Below are 15,367 nucleotides of genomic sequence, written 5' to 3'. Positions count from 1 at the left end.
GTGCGCTCCTGCGTGCTTCGGTGTGCGGGCTGTGCCCGACGCTACCCCGCTGTCGGCCGTGCGGCGCCGCGGCCCGTCGAGTCCTTGTCAAGTTCCGCTGAAGAGCGCCCCGTTGCTCCCTTGTCATGCAATGATCCCGACGTTACGTTGTGCGATTCCTGATGTCTTCGAGGGGGGCTCCCATGGGCGTACGGGGCCGGCACCGCCGGTATCAGCCGAGCAGTATCAACCGGGCCTCGTTGGCCGTCACCGCCGGGGGCGCCGGTATCGCGCTCCCGCTCATGGGCGCCGGAGTCGCCGACGCCGCCTCCGTGGACACCTGGAACAAGGTCGCCGCCTGCGAGTCGACGAACAACTGGCGCATCAACACCGGCAACGGCTATTACGGCGGACTCCAGTTCAGCCAGAGCACCTGGCGGGCCTTCGGCGGCGCCACGTACGCCCCGCGTGCGGACCTGGCCACCAAGGAGCAGCAGATCGCGGTCGCCGAGAAGGTCCTCAAGGGGCAGGGGCCCGGGGCATGGCCCCACTGCGGCAAGGGCGCGGGGCTCACCCGCGGCGGTCCGTCGCCGGTCCTCGCCGCGCAGGTCCCCGCGCAGCCCGAGGCGCGTTCGCAGCCCCGGACCCAGGAGGTGCGGACCACTCCGGTGCAGGGGAGCACGCCCCGCCCGACCGGGACCTCGGTCCTGCCGAACCCGTACGTCGTCGCGCCGGGCGACTCGCTCTCCGCGATAGCCACCGAGCAGCACGTCGAGGGTGGATGGCAGGCGCTCTACGAGACCAACCGGGCCGTCGTCGGAGACAACCCGAACCTGATCTTCCCCGGCCAGCGCCTCACGATGCGGGTCACCACCGCCCCGCCGTCCCCGCCCGCGCAGAACCCGGAGAAGCCGCCGCGGACCGCCGAGCCGGTCAAGCCGGGGGAGCCGGCCGCGGAGAAGCCGGCCGAGCGGCCCGCGCCGAAGCCCGTGGAGAAGGTGACCCCGAAACCGGCCGGGAAGCCCGCCGCGAAACCGGCGGAAAAACCCGCCGGGAAGCCCGAGACCCAGCCCGCCTCAGCGCAGCAGAAGCCTGCCACGAGCGGGTTCTCCGCTCCCGTCGACGCCGCCCTCGGCACGGCCTACCGCGTCTCGGGATCCTCCTGGTCCAGCGGCTACCACACCGGCGTCGACTTCCCCGTGGCCACCGGTACCACCGTCAAGTCCGTCGGACCCGGCCAGATCGTCTCCGCCGGCTGGGCCGGCGCCTACGGCTACCAGGTCGTCATCCGGCACACCGACGGCCGTTACTCGCAGTACGCCCATCTCTCGGCCCTCGGCGTGAAGGCCGGCCAGCAGGTCTCCGGAGGCCAGCGCATCGGCCGCTCCGGCTCGACCGGCAACAGCACCGGCCCGCACCTGCACTTCGAGATCCGCACCGGACCCGGCTACGGCTCCGACATCGACCCGCTGAAGTACCTGCGCGGTCACGGAGTCCGCATCTGACCCGCGCTCGTGCGGCGGCACGGCCGTGAGCAGGACCAGGCCGGCCGCCGCCAGCACGGCGCTGGCCAGTGCCGCCGCCGTGCCCGCGGCCCCGTAGCGGAAGCCCTCGCCGAAGAGCGTGATGCCGACGGTCGCCGCGACCACCGGATTGACCACCGTCACCGTGGCCAGCGGCGCCGTCAGCCCGGCGCCCCGGTAGGCCGCCTGCGACAGCAGCAGCCCGGCCGACGCGAGCACGGCGATCGCCGCCAGGTCCACCCACAGGCCGGCCGGCGCGCCCGCCTCGACGTTCTCCGCGACCGACTTGGTGAACACCGAGGCCATGCCGAAGGCCGTACCGGCCGCCGCGGCGAGCAACACGCTGTGCAGCACCACCCGGTGCATCCGGTGCGCCGCCAGGAACAGCGCCGCGACCACCGCCCCCGTCACCGCGAACAGCAGGCTCCGCTCGGCGTCCGCCAGCGGCTGCTCCGCCCGCCCGGCCCCGCCGGTCAGCGCCAGCAGCCCGGCCAGTCCGACCGTCGCCAGCACCGCCCCGCGCCAGGCCGCCGCGCCCGCCCGGCGCCGTACGAGGACGGCCGCCATCGGCAGGGCGAAGACGATGGTGAGGGCCCCGAGCGGCTGGACCAGGCTCAGCGGCCCGTACGCGAGCGCCACCACGTGCAGCAGCGCGCCGAGGCCGTTCAGCCCGACCGCCACCCACCAGCCGCCCCGGCGCAGCGGCGCGTACCGCCGGTCCGGCGTGCTCGCCGCGACCCTCTCCTGGACGATCGCGCCGCCCGCGTACGCGACGGCGGACACCAGGCAGAGCAGGACCGACAGCGCCAGTGCACTCATAAGGTCCACAATGCCCGACCCATCTGCGCTATTCCTCCGCCCACAGGTGGTCACGAGTCATACTCCCGACGTAGTACGGGAGTACGCAGCGTGGTCCTTCCACCAGCGCAGCGCCACCCCTATCGTGCCCCACGGTTACCATGGGGATCCGTACGGTAACGGCCTGTTCGCGATGTGTGAGGCGTCGGCCCGCGGGTTTGGCTCGGGGCGTATGGGATCCGTACAGTTTCCCTTTTGAGGACCTCCGCAGCAGGCGGATGCGGACGAGTGATCAAGGAACGGCAGCGGCCATGACGGTGACCGAAGACAGCCACGACCAGGCTCAGGCCTACGGACCGGGCATCGACCCCGAGCGGCTGGCGCTCTGCCTCGACGTGCTCGCCGAACTGGACGAGATCGACGTCGACCACCCGGACGCCATCGCCGTCCGCCGCGCCACGGCCGGTGTCTACCGGACGGTCAAGCAGCGCCGCCGACAGGAGCGCCGCGCCGCCAAGACCGCCAACGACAAGGCCGTCACCGAGGCGACCGCGACCGGCTCCGCCGAGCGGATCGACGACGAGACCGAGGGAATCCTGCCCTCCTCGGTCACGGAGGCCGGCCGGATCGCCGGGATACTCCAGCGCCCGCGCTCCTGCTACGTCTGCAAGACGCGGTACGTCGAGGTCGACTACTTCTACCACCAGCTCTGCCCGGGCTGCGCCGCCGAGAACCGAGCCAAGCGGGAGGCCCGCGCCGACCTCTCCGGCAAGCGCGCGCTCCTCACCGGCGGCCGAGCCAAGATCGGCATGTACATCGCGCTGCGGCTGCTGCGCGACGGCGCCCACACCACGATCACCACGCGCTTCCCCAAGGACGCCATCCGCCGCTTCAAGGCGATGGAGGACTCGGCGGACTGGATGCACCGCCTGGAGGTCGTCGGCATCGACCTGCGCGACCCGGCCCAGGCCGTGGCCCTCGCCGACCAGGTGGCCGGGGCGGGCCCGCTCGACATCCTGATCAACAACGCGACACAGACCGTGCGCCGCCTGCCCAGCGCCTATGCGGCACTGGTCGAGGGGGAGTCCGCCCCGCTGCCCGCCGGTGAACTCCCCGCCCACCACGTCATCGGCGCCTTCAACTCCGGGGCGGTCGACGGCCTCGCGGCGCTGCCCGTCGGCGTGAGCGGACTCGAGGCGCAGAAGGTCGCCGACCTCGCGCTGGTCGCGGGCAACGCCAGCCTGGAGCGGCACCTCGCCGGCACCGCCATCGACGCCGGCGGCCTGCTGCCCGACGTCGTCGACAGCAACACCTGGGTGCAGACCATCGACCAGATCTCCCCCGTGGAGCTGCTCGAGACCCAGCTGTGCAACTACACGTCGCCGTTCATCCTGATCAGCGCCCTGCGGCCGGCCATGGCGGATGCCGCCCGCAAGGCAGCCAACGGACGGGCGTACGTCGTCAACGTCTCGGCGATGGAGGGCGTCTTCAGCCGCGGCTACAAGGGTGCGGGGCACCCGAACACCAACGCCGCCAAGGCCGCGATGAACATGGTGACGCGGACCAGCGGCCAGGAGATGTTCCAGACCGACCGCATCCTGATGACCTCGGTCGACACCGGCTGGATCACCGACGAGCGCCCGCACTTCGACAAGCTCCGCCTCGCCGAGGAGGGCTTCCACGCCCCGCTCGACCTGGTCGACGGCGCGGCCCGAGTCTACGACCCGATCGTGCGCGGCGAGGCCGGCGAGGACCTGTTCGGCGTCTTCCTCAAGGACTACGCCCCGGCGAACTGGTAGCCCCGGCGGCCCCGGCCCTACCGCACGCTCCTGACCGGCCCCCTCGGTGAACCGAGGGGGCCGGTCGCGTACCCGGCCGTCCGACAGGACCCGGCCGCGACCAGCTCCAGCAGGGGGCGCGCCGCCTCCGCTGCGCTTACGGCGTGTCGCGCTCCGTCACCCGGACGGAGCATCTGGCCGATGTCGTGCAGCAAGCCCGCGAGCTGCAGTTCCTTGTCGGCGGCATACGAGCGGCGAAGCAGTGCCGCAGTCCGCAGGGCGCGGTCGTCGCGGCTGCCGTGCAGCAGTTCCATGATCTCAACAACGCTTGTACGTACGGCACTTGAGCCTCCGGTACTCCGGACCTCGACACCGCCGACCCCCTCCGTCACGCCTCGCGCATCCGGGTCCGAGCACACCGCCCCCGACGTGCCCGCCGGCCTACGACTTGCTGAACTCGGGACGAAACTAAGAGGGCGCAGCGGATTTTGCCTTCCTATCGAGCGGAGGTCCGCTCATATGTGTACTCTGGGGCATCAAGACGGCCCCCATCCGGGCCGCGCTCCACTAAGGCGCCACCGCGTCCGGAACCCTTGATCCCTTGCCCGGCTCGCGGTCAGCCTGCCGGGTTACGCGACACAGAGGAGTGCGCGGTGACTGAAAAGACGCAGCCCGAACCGAAGTTGCTGGAGCGGACCGGATCGCATGCCAAGACGCGGTCCGACGAACTCGGAAGCCTCGAAGTCTGGGCGCGCTCCGCCCCGATCCGGCTGGCCGGGTACGAGGACGACCTGGCGGAAGCCCACATCCTGCCCGGCATCGACTAGCCCGGGGGGACCCCGTCCCCCACTCGCCCGCAGAGCGGTGACAAGCGCCCCCTCGTGCCCACCCGCACCGGGGGCGCTGCCCTGCCCGCCGCACACCGGCCGGCCGCACACCGGCCCGCTGCGCACGGGCCCGCTACGCCCTGAGCGTCATCGCCGAGAGCGATCAACGCTTCCGCGGCCCGGTCCGCCGGTCCAGGGTGATCGCATGAAGCTGCTGATGCTGGGTGGTACCGAATTCGTCGGACGCGCGATCACCGAGGACGCCCTCGCCCGGGGCTGGGAGGTGACCGTCTTCCACCGGGGGCACCACGCGCCCCCGCCGGGCACCCGTGCCCTGCACGGCGACCGCACCGCTCCCGGTGGGCCGGCCGCCCTCGCCGAGGGGGAGTGGGACCTCGTCGTCGACACCTGGGGCGGCGCCCCCACGGCGGTGCGCGACAGCGCCCGCCTGCTGAGCGGCCGGGCCGGAAGGTACGCGTACGTTTCCAGCCGCTCGGTCTACGCCTACCCGGCCCCCGCCGGGCAGGACGAGGACGGCCCCCTCGTCGAGGGCTCGCCCCACGCCGCGGCGACCGCCTACGCCGAGGACAAGAGGGGCGGCGAACTCGCCGCGCTGGACGCCTTCGCGGACCGCGCCCTGCTGGTGCGCGCCGGGCTGATCCTCGGCCCCTACGAGAACGTCGGCCGGCTGCCGTGGTGGCTGAACCGCATCGCGCAAGGCGGCCCGGTGCTCGCCCCCGGCCCGAGCGGACTCCCGATCCAGTACATCGACGTACGCGACCTCGCGCGCTGGACCCTGGACGCCGCCGATGCCGGGCTCGGCGGCCCCTACAACCTGGTCTCCCCGACCGGGCACGCCACCATGGGCACCCTCCTCGACGCCTGCGCCGCCGTCACCGGCGGGAACGCCGAGCTGCGCTGGACCGACCCGGCACCGATCCTCGACGCCGGCGTGGAGCCCTGGACCGAGCTGCCGGTCTGGCTCCCCGAGGGCGAGTCGTACGACCACATGTTCGGCGGGGACGTGACCAGGGCGCTGGAGACCGGCCTGAAGTGCCGCCCCGTGGAGGAGACAGTGGCCGACACCTGGGCCTGGCTGCGCACCCTCGACGGCCGGGCCCCGCAGCGGGCCGACCGGCCGGTCCCCGGACTCGACGCCGAGCGGGAGGCCGCGCTACTCGGGCTCTGACAGCCAGGCGTCCGCGAGCCGGGTCGGCGGGAGGTACTCGCGCACCAGCGTGCGGTGCCACCAGGCGCCGGTCTCGCGCAGCTCCCGCCACGTGGTGAAGCGGTAGCGGTAGAGCAGGGCGCGGACGTGCACGGGCGGGGTGTCCGGGAACGGGTTGTGGCGCAGCAGCCGCAGCGTGTCCCGGTCGCCCGCCAGCAGCCGCTCCACGAACGGCCCGAACCAGTCGCGCGCATAGCCCGGCGAGATCGCCGCGAACCACATCAGCCAGTCCAGGCGCAGGTGGTAGGGGGCGAACTGGCGCGGCAGCCTGCCCGGCTCGCCCGGCTTGCCCCTGAAGCCGTACTCCTTCCAGTCGCCGTCCTCGCGCGGCACGCGGTCCGCGGTGCCCTCGACCGCCACCTCCATGCGGACCCGACCCACCGACCCGAAGGCCCCGTAGGTGTTGACCAGGTGCAGCGCGTCGAAGGACCGGTTCATCACCTGGCGGCGCGAGACCATGTTGAGCACCGGGCGGCGGCTGAGGAACAGCACCAGGGCGGTCACCGCGCAGACCAGCACCACGAACCACACGGGAGCCGGCCGCGAGGCGGCGGCCGGGGGCGGTCCCGCGAGCCCGGTGAAGTCCACGGCCGACACGGCGAGGGTGATCGTCAGCCAGTTCAGCCAGGCGAAGTTCCCCGACAGCACCAGCCACAGCTGTGTCGCGATGACCGCCCCGGCGGCGTACGAGGCCACCGGCTGCGGGGTGAACAGCAGCACCGGGACGACCAGCTGGGTCACGTGGTTGGCGGCGCACTCCACCCGGTGCAGCGGCTTCGGCAGGTGGTGGAAGAACCAGCTGAACGGCCCCGCCATCGGCTGCGTCTCGTGGTGGAAGTACAGGCAGGTCAGCTTGCGCCAGCAGGGGTCGCCGCGCATCTTGATCAGCCCGGCTCCGAACTCCACGCGGAAGAGCACCCAGCGCAGCAGCCACAGCACCAGCACCGGCGGCCCGGCCCGGGCGTTGCCGAGGAACACCGCGAGGAAGCCGACCTCCAGCAGCAGCGACTCCCAGCCGAAGGAGTACCAGGTCTGGCCGACGTTCACGATGGAGAGGTACAGCACCCACAGCACGGCCCACATCGCCATGGCCGCGGCCAGCGGCACCTCGTCCCCGGCCCCGGCCGCCAGGGCCGCCGCAAGCGCGGCTCCGGTCCAGGCGCAGCCCGCGAAGAGCCGGTCCGAGTAGCGCAGTTGGAACAGGCTCGGGGCGCGCCGGAAGGGCACGTACCGTACGTAGCGCGGTACGGGCAGCATGCCGTGCGCCCCGATCAGGGCCCGGAACTGCAGGGCGGCCCCGACGAAGGCGACGAGGTAGACACCGGCCAGGGCCCGCTGGAAGACCAGCCGGGCGAGCCAGTACCCGGGCGCCGTGAACCAGTCCATCTCCTCCAGTATCGGCCTGGTCAGCCGGCGCCGGCCAGCTCGCGCAGCCGACGACCGATCCGGCGGGCGCAGTGCCGCCGGAGGAAGGGGACCCCCGGTCCGGCGAGGCGGTGTACCAGCGGTTCGGGCGGCTGAAGGCGGTCACGGCCGCCCCGGCCGACTCGGAGACGGCCCGCGTGCCGACGCCCTGAACGCGTTCAACTCGAAGCGGTGAGCCTAGGGGTTTCCTTGGACATGTTCAAGGAGCGCTCCGGTTGCGGCTCACGCGCGGATGCGGCAGACAAGAGGGAGTAATCGGGGCGAAAAGGGAGAAATTGTGAACGGACCGTCACTTCCGACACCTCGTCAGGCGTCGCGTCGTCAGGCACCGGCGGGCGCCGCCCTCTTCGCCCTGCTCGGGCTGTTCGCCGCAGCCTGCGGCGGACACGACGAGCCGACCGGCGGCGCCGGACCCGAGAGCCAGGAGGTGTACCTCCAGCCGGTGGCCAACGTCGGCCCGGACCCCTTCACCGCATCCTCGGCCACCGGCGAGTCGGCCCCCGTCCAGCCCCCGCTGCCCAACCCCACCGGGCAGGGCATCCGCACGGTCAACGCGGCCACCCCCGGCCTCTACGGCGGTACCCAGCGGCTCGGCAGCTGCGACGTGGAACAGCAGGTCCGCCACCTGACCGACGACAGCGCGAAGGCCCGGGCCTTCGCCCAGGCGTCCGGCATCGAGGAGGCCGGCATCCCCGACTTCCTGCGCGGGCTGACCCCCGTCGTACTGCGCGCCGACACCCGCGTCACCAACCACGGCTTCCGCGGCGGCCGCGCCGACGGCTACCAGTCCGTCCTCCAGGCGGGTACTGCCGTCCTCGTAGACGAGCACGGCATGCCCCGGGTCCGGTGCGGCTGCGGCAACCCGCTGGGCTCCCCCCGCGCGGCCAAGGGGAGCCCCGTCCACAAGGGCGACCCGTGGCACGGCTACCAGCCCAACCAGGTCGTCGTCATCGAACCCACCACCCACGTGATCAACAACCTGGTGATCGTCAACATCGCCGACAACACCTGGATCGAGCGCAGGCGCGGTGACGACGGCGCGCAGGACCGGACCCCGCAGGCCCTGCCCCCGTACGACCCGGCCGACGGCATCCCGGAAGGCCCCGCCGTCCCGTCCGGTGCCGCGTCGGCCGAGCCCTGCCCGAGCACAGCGGGATCCGGTCCGGCGGCCTGCCCGTCGAACCCGTCCTCGCAGAGCTCGCCGGGAGGGAACGCGCAGCAGAGCCCCTCCGTGCCCCTGGGCCCCTCCACCCGGCCGCGCCAGCCCCAGCAGCCGCAGAAGCGGCCGCCGTCGGACGTCCCCTCGGACGTCCCCTCCGACCAGCTGACGCAGGACCCGGCCGATCCGGTGCTCCCGCCCTGGCCCGGCGGATCGACGACGCAGCCCGGCGATCCCCAGGACCCGTACGCCGATCCCCCCGCGGACCCCTCCACGGATCCGTACGCCGACCCCTACGCCGATCCGTACACGAACCCCTCCGCCGATCCCTCCGATCCCTCCGCCGACCCCTACGTCGACCCGGACCTGATGCCGACCTCCGAACCGGGCCACCCGCTGGAGAGCGCCTGACCGGCCCGTGTGTCATGGTGGACCGGTGCCGACCACCGTATCGCTGCCGGACGACTGGCCCGCACACCCGGACCGGTCGCTCTCGCTCAACCGCATGGGAAGTTTCGACTGGGACCTGGTCACCGGGCTCATGCACATGGACGAAGCCGCCCTCGACGTCTTCGACACGACCCCCGACGAGTACGACGGCCGGCCCGAGTCCCTCTCCCCGCGCGTCCCGCCAACCGAGTCGGCCCGGCTCGACGCCATGGTCTCCTCCGCCCTCAAGAGCAAGGGCGACAGCTACGGCGCCTACTTCCGCATCCGCTGCCGGGACGGGCGGCTGCGCTGGACGCACACCCAGGGCCGCGTCATGCGCGGCCCGGACGGGCGGCCCCACCGGATCATCGGCATCGTCCGGGACGCGACGGAGGAACTCAGCCACTCGGCGGAACGGCTCGGACTCGACGAGGAACGCCGCCGGCAGACCTCGGTGGTCGAGAGCACGACCGCCGCCCTCGCCCACGCCCGCACCGTGCAGGACGTCATCGACGCGCTCGGCGACGCCCACGGCCTGGAACGGCTGGGCTCGATGGGCATGGTGATGGGACTCGTCGAAGCCGGCCGGATCCACCTCGTGGCCGAAGGCCCGGAAGGCAGCTTCGTCCCCGGGACCCGCTACACCCGCATCGACGAGCAGTACCCGATGAGCGAGGTCGTCCGCTCCCTCCAGCCCCGCTTCCTCGACTCGGCCGAGGAGTTCGCCAAGGACTATCCGGCGCTCTGGACGAAGATCTCCTACATGCGGATCTCGGCGGCGGCCTATCTGCCGCTCATCGCCCAGGCCCGCCCGATCGGAGCCATCGGACTGCTCTACCAGGACAAGGACGGCTTCACCCAGGAGGAGCGCAACCTGCTCGTCGCCCTCGGCAGCAGCATCGCGCAGAGCCTCCAGCGCGCCATGCTGCTGGAACAGGAGCACGACCTGGCCGAGGGCCTCCAGCAGGCCATGCTGCCCCGGCGGATCCCCGCGGTGCCCGGCGGGGAGATCGCCGTACGGTACCGCTCCGCCCGGATGGGCCAGGACATCGGCGGCGACTGGTACGACGTCATCCCGCTGCCCGGCGGCCGCGTCGGCGCCGTCATCGGCGACGTCCAGGGCCACGACACCCACGCGGCCGCGGTCATGGGCCAGCTGAGGATCGTGCTGCGCGCCTACGCCGCCGAGGGGCACTCGCCCGGCACGGTCATGGCCAGGGCCTCCGTCTTCCTCCACGAACTGGACACCGAACGCTTCGCGACGTGCACGTACGTGGAGGCCGACCTCTCCACCGGGGTGCTCCAGGTGGTCCGCGCGGGCCACATCGACCCGCTCCTGCGCACCCGCGACGGCGACTGCCACCGGCTGCCGGTGGGCGGCGGCATGCCGCTCGGCCTCTCGGCGGAGTTCGGCCGGCTCGAATATCCGGTGACCACGGTGGAACTCGATCCGGGAGAAACGCTCCTGCTGTGCACCGACGGCCTCGTCGAACACCCCGGCGCCGACCTCGACGACGGGATCCACGCGCTGGCCTCCCACATCCGCAGCGGTCCCGCCGACCTCCAGCTGCTGGCCGACCGGCTGTGCGAGATCGCCACCGAACGCGGCGGCAACGACGACATGGCCCTCCTGCTGCTGCGCCGCCGACCCGCACCCGCCCCGCCCGGCGGCGGCCGGCTGCAGCAGCACGTGGCACCGGGCGACCCGGAGGCCCTGGTGGCCGCCCGCCACATGATCGGAGCGGCGGTGCGCGCCTGGGGCGCGCGGGAGCGGGCCGACGAGATCGAGCTGGTTGCCGACGAGCTGATCGTGAACGCGCTCATGCACACGGACGGCCCCGCCATCGTGACCCTGCGCATCCTGGCGGGCCACCAGCGCAGACTGCGCGTGGAGGTCGCCGACCGCTCCAGCGCGCTCCCGCGCCGACGGGAGGCGGGCGACTCCGGGGTCTCGGGCCGGGGCCTGATGCTGGTGGACCGGCTGGCCGACGTGTGGGGAGTGGAGCCGCGCGGCAGCGGCAAGTGCGTGTGGTGCGAGTTCGTCATGGGCTAGGCGCCGTCCGGCCGGTGTGCCGGCCGGTGTGCCGGCCGGTGTTGGCAGGGGCGATTGCCGACTCCCCGCCACTGCGGGGCAGCTGCACCGATCCAGCGGGAAACTCTGCGGTGAGAAGCGCGCGCTGCCATCCCAGCTCCTGCCACGCTTCCACGTCGTCCTGCCGCTCCACCCGCCGCCCGGGCGCGACGGGTGCCGGGGCCGGGAAAGTCCGTTGCGGGGACGGTGCGGGGTCCGTGAGGATCGGGGGCGATGACCAACGCCATGGACGAAGTAAGCCGTTTGCTGCAGCAGGACGATCTGCCCGGAGCGGTCCGGTCTCTGCGACCGCACGCCGAGACGGCACCGATCGCCGAACTCGCCGAGGCCACCAGGGCCCTGGCCGACAGGGCCCGGTTCGAGGATCTGGCCGACGCCGCCCGCAAGGCCGCCGAACGCACCCACGAACCGCAGGCGCTCTACGACTTCGGGTACGCCTGCGTCGAGCGCGGCATCGCCTTCCTCGCCGTCGCACCCCTGCGCGAGGCCCTCCGGCTGCTCCCCGAATCGCGCACGCTCCTCGCCGAGCTGGTCTCCGCCCTGGAGGACGAGCACCGGCACACCGAGGCCGCCGCACTGCTCGCCGCCCGCGGCGACCGGCTGCCCGCCTGGCCCGAGACGTACCTCCTGGTGCACAACACCCTGTTCGCCGGAGACCTGGACACCGCCGAGGGGCTGCTGCCGGGTCTCCCCGCGCCCGAGGACCCGCAGTGGTCGCCGGCCCGGGACCGCCAGGCCCGCCAGGTCCTGCGCAGCGGGCAGTCCCGCCGCGCACAGCGGAGCGCCGGACACCCCGACCCGCTCGGCCCGGCCGACCTGCGCGGCTGGCACTACGGCCTCACGGGCGGACTGCTCGGCACCCTGTCCCCGTACGGCTGGGACGCCGGGATGACCGGCCGGTACGCCTACCTCGGCGACACCCACGAGCAGTGCCGCCTCGGCCTGGCCCGCCTCGGCCTCGCCCTGGAGGCCGCCGGGCGCCGCCCCGGGAGCGTCTCGCTGCTGCCCGGCCGGTCCGAGCGGATCCTCGGCCTCGCCGCCGCCGCGGTGCTCGGCCTGCCCGCCGTCCCGTACCGGCCGGACCGCACGGACACCCTCGTCGTCGCGTACGACCTGACCAAGGTCGACCCGGACCTCGTCCGTACGCTGCACGCGCGCACCGACGGCCAGGTCCTGTCCGAGCACGCCACCTGCTGGACCGGGCCGCCCGCGGTGAGCGCCGACTTCAGCACGCTGCTGTGCCAGTTCGTGGTTCCGCCCTGGCGGGACGACGACCGGCCCGAGGAGGAGATCGCCCGGGACATCGCCGCGGCGGACCCGGCTCCGGACGGCGGCGACGGAGCGGCCCCGCCCGATCCGGACAAGGCATTCCGCGCCTTCGCGGCCGGCGTCGCCCCCGGCTGGCTCGCGGCCCCCCGGGACCGGGTCCCGTCACCCGGCCCCGTTCCCAGCTCGCGTTTCGCCTGAGGCGGCGGCAGGCTGGGACCATGCCGGAACTGCCCGAGGTCGAGGCTCTGCGCGAGTACCTCGACGAGCACCTCACCGGGCGGGTGGTCGAGCGCATCCTCCCGCTCGCGGTGAGCGTGCTCAAGACGTACGACCCGCCGCTGACCGCCCTCGAAGGGCAGCCCGCCGGAGCCGTCGTCCGGCACGGGAAGTTCCTCGACCTGCGGATCGGCGAGCTCCACCTCGTCACCCACCTGGCCCGGGCCGGCTGGCTGCGCTGGCAGGAATCCCTGCCGGCGCAGCCGCCGCGCCCCGGAAAGGGCCCGCTGGCGCTGCGCGTCGTACTGGAGGGCGGGGACGGCTTCGACCTCACCGAGGCAGGGACCCAGAAACGGCTCGCCGTGTACGTGGTCCACGACCCGCAGGAGCTGCCCGGCATCGCCCGCCTCGGCCCCGATCCGCTCGCCGAGGACTTCGACCGGGACGCCTTCGCCGCGCTCCTCGTGGGGGAACGGCGCCAGATCAAGGGCGTCCTGCGCGACCAGAGCGTGATCGCTGGGATCGGCAACGCCTACAGCGACGAGATCCTGCACGCCGCCCGGGTGTCGCCGTTCAAGCTCGCCTCCTCCTTCGGCGAGGAGCAGGCCACGCAGCTCCACGCCGCCGTCCGGGACACCCTGCGCGAGGCGGTCGGCCGGGCGCACGGGGTCGCCGCCGGGAAGCTCAAGGCCGAGAAGAAGAGCGGGCTGCGCGTGCACGGCCGGGCCGGCGAGACGTGCCCGGTGTGCGGGGACACGATCCGCTCGGTGTCCTTCGCCGACTCCTCGCTTGAGTACTGCCCCACCTGCCAGACCGGCGGGAAGCCGCTCGCCGACCGGCGGCTCTCGCGCCTCCTCAAATAGCGGGGCGCTGCGTAGACTCCGGCACCATGGCCGAGGAGCAGCAGCAGTCGCCGCCCCGGCGCGAGATCGTCACCGGGGTTCCCCGGGGCGCCCGCCGCCGGGCGCCCGCCCACACCCCGGCGCGTTCGGAGATCTCCGAACAGACCACCCTCGGGGCCACCTACGTACGGGCCCTCATGCGCAGCCAGCTGCGCGCGGGCCTGGGGGCCCTGGCCGCGCTGGTGTCGCTGGTCGGGACGCTGCCGCTGGTGTTCGCGGCGCCGCGGGCGAGGCCCGGCCCGCTCGTCTGGCTGGTGCTGGGGCTGCTGGTCTATCCGGTGATGTGGCTGATCGCCCGGTGGTACGTCCGGCGGGCGGAGCGCAACGAGGCCGATTTCACGGGCCTGGTGATGGATCCGGCCGACCGGTCGTAGCCGTCAGAAGAGGTGCATCGCCAGGTGGCCCAGGGGCAGCCCGAGCTGCCAGGCGGGGGTCCACACGCGCGCGTTCTCGTCCAGTTCGTACGGGCTGTCGGCGTGGCCGTGCCGCCCGGGATCGAGATTGGTGGCGAACAGTTCGGTGCCGTCCAGCCAGCGCCAGGCCGCCCGGGCCAGTTCCAGGTCGGGGTCCTCGCCGCGGCCGCCTTCCCGGGCCGCTTCGCCGAGGTCGAGGAAGCGGGTGTGCACCCAGTCGCGCCAGGGGTGTCCGTACGCCGTCAGCGACAGCCACTCGTCGAGCTGCGAGACCACGCGGATCCCGGAGAGCTCGCCTGCCGCGTCGGAGAGGTAGATGGTCAGGGCGAGCGTGTCGCGTCCGGCCCGGAACTCCAGGGTGCTGACCGGGATCAGCCGGCCCGTCCGCAGCAGTTCGTCGGCGATGTACTCGGCGTAGAGCCAGGCCATGGGCACCGCGAGCCCTCCGTCACTGGTGCCGTTCGTACCCTCGGGCTGCACCGTTCCACCTTCTCCCGCGCGTCGAGCGTCCCGTCGTCAGCCCCGAGCCTTCACCGAGCGGCTCACGGAGCGGGGGTTGTTTACTCAACTTGGACGGTGTTCTGTCGAATTCGATGCGCTTTATGTCCGGTCCGCATCCCTTCACGGCGTTGCGGGATCCGTTCGCGGACCCGCAGGGCTCAGGCGCCGAGGCCGTAGCCGTACCCCTGCAGGTCCTTCCTCAGGGCACGCAGGGCGTAGTAGGTGCGGGACTTGACGGTCCCGGCCGGGATGCCGAGTTCGGCGGCGGCCTCGGCGACCGACCGGTCCCGGAAGTAGACCTGGAGCAGCACCTCGCGGTGCTCCGGCCCCAGGGATCCCACGGCCCGCCGCACGTCGATCGCCGTGACGGACCCGGCCACCGCGTCCTCGACGGCGGGGGCCTGCTCCAACCCCTCGGGGTCCACTTCCAGTGGCCGTGACAGCCGGGCCCGCCGGGCGTCGATCGCGAGCCGCCGGGCCACCGTGAACAGCCAGGGGCGCATGGAGTCGTGTCCGCTGGCCAGGGCCTCCGGGTGCTGCCAGACCCGTACGAGGGTCTCCTGCACGAGGTCCTCCGCGCGCTGGGCGTCGCCGGCGGTGAGGCCGACCAGGAAACCGAACAGGGCCCGCCCGTGGTCGCGCTGGAGTTCGGCCAGGGCCTCGGGATCCGTACGCGGGAGGGTGGGGGAGAGCGGCACGAGTGGCTCCTTCCGGGGTGCGCGGGGGTCCTTGGGGGCGGCGCCCCGTCCACCCTGACCTGCGCAGAGCCCACCCGGAACCGTCATACCCCGGCGTTGCGCCCAAGCACCCGGGTGGTCCGACGGGCGG

13 protein-coding genes and 1 pseudogene are annotated in these 15,367 nt (G+C 73.2%); 9 read left to right on the top strand and 5 right to left on the bottom strand.

Going from position 1 to position 15,367, the window contains the following annotated elements; genetic code table 11:
* Window positions 1-182: 182 nt before the first annotated feature.
* The gene (locus AB0F82_RS01615) at window positions 183-1,484 is read left to right on the top strand and encodes a transglycosylase family protein (protein ID WP_362622591.1); all 1,302 of its coding nucleotides are present in this window, start codon (window positions 183-185) and stop codon (window positions 1,482-1,484) included.
* Between the two features lie 24 nt (window positions 1,485-1,508).
* Here AB0F82_RS01615 and AB0F82_RS01610 read toward each other — a convergent pair.
* Window positions 1,509-2,321 (bottom strand): annotated as a pseudogene (locus tag AB0F82_RS01610) (DMT family transporter); the annotation flags it as partial.
* A gap of 290 nt (window positions 2,322-2,611) precedes the next feature.
* Between AB0F82_RS01610 and AB0F82_RS01605 the strand changes: the two are divergent.
* The gene (locus tag AB0F82_RS01605) at window positions 2,612-4,099 is read left to right on the top strand and encodes an SDR family NAD(P)-dependent oxidoreductase (RefSeq protein ID WP_356815444.1); all 1,488 of its coding nucleotides are present in this window, start codon (window positions 2,612-2,614) and stop codon (window positions 4,097-4,099) included.
* Window positions 4,100-4,116: 17 nt separating this feature from the next.
* Here the strand turns inward: AB0F82_RS01605 and AB0F82_RS38620 are convergent, their stop codons facing one another.
* The gene (locus AB0F82_RS38620; RefSeq protein ID WP_436842006.1) at window positions 4,117-4,392 is read right to left on the bottom strand and encodes an HD domain-containing protein; all 276 of its coding nucleotides are present in this window, start codon (window positions 4,390-4,392) and stop codon (window positions 4,117-4,119) included.
* 339 nt (window positions 4,393-4,731) lie between these two features.
* Here AB0F82_RS38620 and AB0F82_RS01595 point away from each other — a divergent pair, with 339 nt between their 5' ends.
* On the top strand, window positions 4,732-4,905 hold the full coding sequence (locus tag AB0F82_RS01595; protein WP_356815454.1) for a hypothetical protein: 174 nt from the start codon (window positions 4,732-4,734) through the stop codon (window positions 4,903-4,905).
* Between the two features lie 205 nt (window positions 4,906-5,110).
* Window positions 5,111-6,094: an NAD-dependent epimerase/dehydratase family protein gene (locus AB0F82_RS01590; protein WP_362622588.1), complete on the top strand. Its 984-nt coding sequence runs from the start codon at window positions 5,111-5,113 to the stop codon at window positions 6,092-6,094.
* Here AB0F82_RS01590 and AB0F82_RS01585 read toward each other — a convergent pair.
* On the bottom strand, window positions 6,080-7,519 hold the full coding sequence (locus tag AB0F82_RS01585; RefSeq protein ID WP_362622585.1) for a lipase maturation factor family protein: 1,440 nt from the start codon (window positions 7,517-7,519) through the stop codon (window positions 6,080-6,082). The genes AB0F82_RS01590 and AB0F82_RS01585 overlap by 15 nt on opposite strands.
* 316 nt (window positions 7,520-7,835) lie before the next feature.
* Between AB0F82_RS01585 and AB0F82_RS01580 the strand changes: the two genes are divergently transcribed.
* From AB0F82_RS01580 to AB0F82_RS01560, 5 genes are all read left to right on the top strand, one after another.
* Window positions 7,836-9,128, top strand: coding sequence for a DUF6777 domain-containing protein (locus AB0F82_RS01580; RefSeq protein ID WP_362622582.1), 1,293 nt, complete (start codon window positions 7,836-7,838; stop codon window positions 9,126-9,128).
* Window positions 9,129-9,135: 7 nt separating this feature from the next.
* Window positions 9,136-11,199, top strand: a complete 2,064-nt coding sequence (locus AB0F82_RS01575; RefSeq protein ID WP_362622579.1) for a SpoIIE family protein phosphatase — start codon at window positions 9,136-9,138, stop codon at window positions 11,197-11,199.
* A 252-nt stretch (window positions 11,200-11,451) separates the two neighbouring features.
* A complete protein-coding gene (locus AB0F82_RS01570; RefSeq protein ID WP_362622576.1) occupies window positions 11,452-12,705 on the top strand; it encodes a hypothetical protein in 1,254 nt (417 codons plus the stop codon).
* 20 nt (window positions 12,706-12,725) lie between these two features.
* Complete coding sequence (locus AB0F82_RS01565) at window positions 12,726-13,586, top strand: Fpg/Nei family DNA glycosylase (RefSeq protein ID WP_362622573.1); 861 nt, start codon at window positions 12,726-12,728, stop codon at window positions 13,584-13,586.
* A gap of 26 nt (window positions 13,587-13,612) precedes the next feature.
* The gene (locus tag AB0F82_RS01560; protein WP_356815451.1) at window positions 13,613-13,999 is read left to right on the top strand and encodes a hypothetical protein; all 387 of its coding nucleotides are present in this window, start codon (window positions 13,613-13,615) and stop codon (window positions 13,997-13,999) included.
* A 3-nt stretch (window positions 14,000-14,002) separates the two neighbouring features.
* On the opposite strand, the gene AB0F82_RS01555 is transcribed toward AB0F82_RS01560, so the two are convergent.
* Both AB0F82_RS01555 and AB0F82_RS01550 read right to left on the bottom strand, forming a co-directional pair.
* Window positions 14,003-14,467: a hypothetical protein gene (locus tag AB0F82_RS01555; RefSeq protein WP_356815453.1), complete on the bottom strand. Its 465-nt coding sequence runs from the start codon at window positions 14,465-14,467 to the stop codon at window positions 14,003-14,005.
* Between the two features lie 230 nt (window positions 14,468-14,697).
* The gene (locus AB0F82_RS01550) at window positions 14,698-15,237 is read right to left on the bottom strand and encodes a sigma-70 family RNA polymerase sigma factor (RefSeq protein WP_356815452.1); all 540 of its coding nucleotides are present in this window, start codon (window positions 15,235-15,237) and stop codon (window positions 14,698-14,700) included.
* Window positions 15,238-15,367 lie beyond the last annotated feature (130 nt).

The organism is Streptomyces virginiae (genome assembly GCF_040638905.1).
Classification (GTDB): Bacteria; Actinomycetota; Actinomycetes; order Streptomycetales; family Streptomycetaceae; genus Streptomyces; species Streptomyces virginiae_B.
This window is presented reverse-complemented; position numbering and strand designations above follow the sequence as displayed.